The sequence below is a fragment of the Nocardia sp. NPDC058497 genome (assembly GCF_042720195.1).
Classification (GTDB): Bacteria; Actinomycetota; Actinomycetes; order Mycobacteriales; family Mycobacteriaceae; genus Nocardia.
Genome location: NZ_JBHXMY010000473.1, coordinates 1 through 4645 on the forward strand (window position 1 = coordinate 1; position 4645 = coordinate 4645).

Consider the following 4645-nt stretch of genomic DNA (forward strand, 5'->3'; position numbering starts at 1 on the left):
CGTTCACGGATATCAGGAGGAGTACGAGCAGCTCGGCGGCTGCGGTGGCTTGCTGAGTCCAGTGACGCTTCCCTCGATCGAGGATCTTCGAAATGCATTGATCGATGAGTTTCGTGCGGCTGGCATCGAAGGGGAGCCCTCCCCATCACTCCGTCCTGTCGGCGTCGAACTGTGCAACGTTCGCAATAGGTTCGAATACGATATCGCTTTTATCAAGCAAGCGGACGCGGCTGTCAGCGAGGCGAATCCGGGTGTGTCTGGTGATCGGGTCGATGCCGCGATACGACGTGTGTGTTTGAGCGCCTGGCATCAGGAAGTGCTATCCAACAAAGAGGGATGGGACGACGCACCGTGGTGGGACTATCTCGACCTCGAGGCGTTGCTGCCGTGGGCGGCTGTAGCTCTCGGCCTCCCGGGTGAAGATCCCCGCCGCTATGGCAACCTGGTCGCGAAGGTCGCCAGCCTCACGGTGCCCGACTCTCTTGCCGCCTGGCTGTGGCACGACCTGCCCGAAGAGTTTCTTTTCGAGCTGTGTTCTGCGGTCAAGAAGCTCGCGGCGAACGAATTAGGACACCAGACGTATTGAATGAAATAGACTACAGCAGTTGAGTATTGGAATGAACCCCTATCTCGTTGACCCCCAGGAACTACGGGCGACGATCGGATCTCGGGACAGCGGATTTGGTGCAGGATCTCACGGATTCGATGCGGTCGCAGTTCGCCAGTCGCGGCGCCTACCTGCCCGAGTTGATCTCCGAGGGATACCCCACGCTCGCCGAATCGCCTGGCCGGAGAACAACGAGATCAGCACCAAGATTAGAGACCTGCGGGAAGTCATGCGTCAACCAGGAAAGCCCGCCTGGCCGGCCTGCCTCATCCAACTGAAGCGATCCGACATTGCCCTGAACATCGACTTCGAATACGACAAGATCAATCGCTGGTTCGCCGCGATGCCCGACGAGCTACGGCCACAGTGACGGAACCGGCCTAGTCATCGGCCCAAAGGATGACGACAAAAACCGGGGGGGTGACTTTACCAACCCCGATAAGAGAAAGTCAACAAGAATAATGGCTTCCGATTCGTGGTACATCTTGAAATCCTCAGTGGCAGTGCTGAAATCAGCCAAGAGACTGGCGGTTTTCCCGATACTGTCCGGCCTGGCGAATATGGTCACCATAGCGACGTTCGTTATGCCGATCGTGAGGTTCGGCATGTGGGAGCGGTCATCGGTGACGACCTGCGTATTGATCGGGCTGTTGTATCTAACGATGGCCTTCGTCGCGTCGTTCTTCAATGCCGCGTTGATCTCGCAGGCTGATGTTGCGTTACGCGGCGGCACTCCGAGCGTGACGGGAGGCGTCCGGGTCGCGGCAGCGCGGTGGCGGCGGGTGCTGTTGTGGTCTTTGGTATCCGCGACGGTGGCCCATGTGCTGCATCTGGTCCAAGAGCGCTTCGGGTTTCTCGGCTGGATCGTGACTGCGATCACCGGTACCGCGTGGCAGGTGGCGACATTTCTGGCGGTGCCGCAAATGGTGCTCGCCGATCGCGGATTTGTCGATGCGGTGAAGGATTCTGCCGAGTCGATGAAGCGGACGTGGGGGGCGAACCTGGTCGGCACCGTGGGATTTCACCTGTTCTTGATGGCCGCGATCACTCCGGGGATCGTGCTGTCCATTCTGAGCTTGCCGGTCCTTGGCGTCAGTACCGCGCTGGCGAAGCTGGGGATCGCGGGCGGAATCTTGTGGGTTATCGCGGTCCTGATCATGCTGTCCGCGGTGTCGGGTATCTTTCAGACCGCGATTTATCGCTTCAGCACCGACGGGACCGCTCCGAACGCTTTTGACCCCGATGACCTGGCATACGCGTTCCAGCGTCGATAGCCACACCCCGCAACATGATTCGAGATCAGAGGAAATTGTGTAGATTTATGCGCATGGTCGGCACCGCACCGGGATTGCCCGCGCGGTTGCTGGTTCGGCTGCGGCGATCATCGTCGGCGCTGGTGTGGTGTTGTCCGCGGGCGGCTCGGTCGCCGACCAGCCGCAGATCACCCTCACCCAGTGGGACGCAGGCTCGTCTGCGGTCGGCTTCACCTCGCCGGACGCGGCGAAGGCGGAGCGGATCGCGCTGGACTACGCCGTCGGCGCGGCCACGGTGGACTATCGCGACATGGACGCTTGGGCGGTTCGGATGAAGCAGAACACCGTGCCCGAGTTGGCCGAGCAGTTGGATCGTGCTGTCGAAGAATCGCAACGCGTCTTCGGCCCGCATCAATGGGTCAGCACGGCGAAACCGGTGCTGTCCAAGACGCGGTCCGGCACGGGCGGTGTTTACACCATCGACGCCGTCGTCGACGTGACTACTACGACCAAGCGGGATCCTGCGGGGTCGACCTCCGCTGTCACCTACGTAGTCTCCATCGATCCCTCGCGGGACTGGAAGATCACCGCGGTAGGCGGTGCAGGCGGGGATCGGTGACCCGGCGATCTACCGCCCGGCCTTCCCAACAAGATAATTCGAGATAGAGATCACCGCGTCCTGTGAACACAGTCAGCATCTGGCGACAGTTGCGCCGCCTTCCTGTCACCTATTCCCTGATCACCATCAATGTGCTGGCCTACTGCGTTCAGCTGATCCGTCCGGTCACCACGGATGAGTTCTCCACGCTTCGGCGCGGCTTGATGCGTGACGACATCGTGTACGTCTACGACGGTCGCGACTACCCCGGGTACACCGAGGTCGGGATCGATGCCGGTGAATGGTACCGGCTGATAACCGGCGCCTTCCTGCACAGTCCACCGGACAGCGGGCTGGGGCCGGCGCATCTCGTGATGAACCTGGTGTGGATCTGGTTGTTGGGCCGGGTGATGGAGCCGGACCTGGGACGGATCAGGTTTGTGATGCTCTATCTCGGGTCGGCGGTCGGCGGTGGGCTGATGGAATACGCGCTGGCGCCCGAGGCTTCGGCGATCGGTGCGTCGGGCGCGGTGTACGGGCTGATGGGCGCGTACTTCGTGCTGAGCCTGCAAGTCCCGCAACTCCGTCGAGACGCCCGGACACTTCTGATAGTCGGGGTGGTCTGGCTGGTATTGTCGGCCCAATTCACGTCCTGGCAAGGGCATCTGGGTGGCTTGCTCGCCGGCTGCGTGATCGGCGCGCTCTATCTATGGCCGCTGGGACCCCGCCGACCGGCGCGAGGCACCGACATCCCCGCCTGGCACCCGGACAGGCTATGACGAGCCGCGAAGCCACCGCAGTGGCACACACTCTGGTCCACCGTCCGGCACGTGGCGCTGTCCCCCTGCCACCGCTGTCTCCCGTCGTACTCCCCGCTCCCCCGGTCAGCACCGCGGGTTCCGGCTCGTCCGGGGCGGCGATGCGAGTCTTGCTGCCGATGCTCGGCGCGGTCGGGGCGGCGAGCATGATGCTGTCGAACAACAATCCGTTGCGGATGATCGCCGGTGGGGCGATGGTCGCCGCCGCACTGCTCGGTGGCATCGCGGCGCTGGTGTTCTTCCGCTCCGGTGCGCGAAAGAAGATGGCCGAGGACCGGACTCGCTATATCGACTATCTGCGGCAGACACGCGGCGAACTCGATACCGACGGCGAGACCCAGCGCGCCGCGGCTGTCCACCGCCACCCCGCTCCGGTGCAGCTGCCCCAGCTGGTGCGCGATCCGTTGCGAGTGTGGGAGCGTCGCCGCCGCGATGCCGATTTCCTCGTGGTGCGTGCGGGATTCGGCAACGGCGACATCGCCCGCCCCGTCTCGGTGCGTGGTCAGGAGAATCCGCTGCAGCCGAATGATCCTGTTGCGCAAGCACATCTAGATCAAGTGCTGGCACGCACGCGCTCGGTCGCCGATATCCCGATGGCAGTGCCGTTGCGTGGTGTGGTGTCGATCGTCGGACCTCGCGAGCAGGCGGCGGAGTTGGTTCGCGCGATGCTGATGCAGGTGGTTTCGCTCCACGCACCCGACGACGTGCGCATCCATCTGGCCCTCGGTGAGACCGAGCCCGCAGGCTACGACTGGCTGGCCTGGTTGCCGCATCTGCTCGACACCCGCAGCTTCGACGGGCCGATCGGGCGGCGCATGACCTCACGTTCGGTCGATGAGCTCGCCGCCGAACTCGATGATCACCTTCGGCGCCGGATCGCGATTCGCACCGAGCAGTTGCGTCTGCGTCCCGGCGCGCCCGACTACCCGGGCGACCGGCTGCTGATCGTGGTGCCCGAAAGCGGCGGCACGCTGGACCCGCAGGAATTCCTGCCCCCCGGCTATGCCCCGGCCGAGCTCGGTATCTGCGTGATCACTCTCAACGAGCAGCGCCGGTTCGAACCCAGCCACGTCGATGTCCGGGTCCGCGTCACCGCCGACAGTCACTGCGCTGTCGAGTTGGTGACCGCGCCCGAGTCGCGTCCCGGTGATCTCGACTCCAGCGCCCGCGACGAGTTCGTCAGGACCGTACTGGGTGCACGGACCGGTGTCGTCGACGACGCACCGCCTGCCCTGGCGGCGGGGCTCGCACGCTACCTCGCGCCGCTGCGCCTTGCGGCCGACCCGGAACCGGACGCACCGCTCGAGACCGTGATCGGCTTGCACGACCTGCTCGGGGTTCCAGATTTCGGCACCTACGACATCGAACC

Annotated in this window: 4 protein-coding genes and 2 pseudogenes; all 6 read left to right on the forward strand. The window is 63.7% G+C overall.

Annotation, left to right across the window (positions count from 1 at the left end; translation table 11 throughout):
* A pseudogene (locus tag ACFWPJ_RS25180) lies at nucleotides 1-586 on the forward strand (hypothetical protein); the annotation flags it as partial.
* A 19-nt stretch (nucleotides 587-605) separates the two neighbouring features.
* Complete coding sequence (locus ACFWPJ_RS25185) at nucleotides 606-977, forward strand: hypothetical protein (RefSeq protein ID WP_378854854.1); 372 nt, start codon at nucleotides 606-608, stop codon at nucleotides 975-977.
* Between the two features lie 127 nt (nucleotides 978-1104).
* Nucleotides 1105-1881 (forward strand): DUF6159 family protein, encoded by a 777-nt coding sequence (locus tag ACFWPJ_RS25190; RefSeq protein WP_378854855.1) that lies wholly within the window; start codon nucleotides 1105-1107, stop codon nucleotides 1879-1881.
* Between the two features lie 124 nt (nucleotides 1882-2005).
* On the forward strand, nucleotides 2006-2479 hold the full coding sequence (locus ACFWPJ_RS25195) for a hypothetical protein (protein WP_378854856.1): 474 nt from the start codon (nucleotides 2006-2008) through the stop codon (nucleotides 2477-2479).
* 62 nt (nucleotides 2480-2541) lie between these two features.
* Nucleotides 2542-3237 carry a rhomboid family intramembrane serine protease gene (locus ACFWPJ_RS25200; RefSeq protein WP_378854857.1) on the forward strand — a complete coding sequence of 232 codons (696 nt, stop codon included), beginning with the start codon at nucleotides 2542-2544 and terminating at the stop codon, nucleotides 3235-3237.
* Between the two features lie 140 nt (nucleotides 3238-3377).
* Nucleotides 3378-4645 (forward strand): annotated as a pseudogene (locus tag ACFWPJ_RS25205) (type VII secretion protein EccC); the annotation flags it as partial.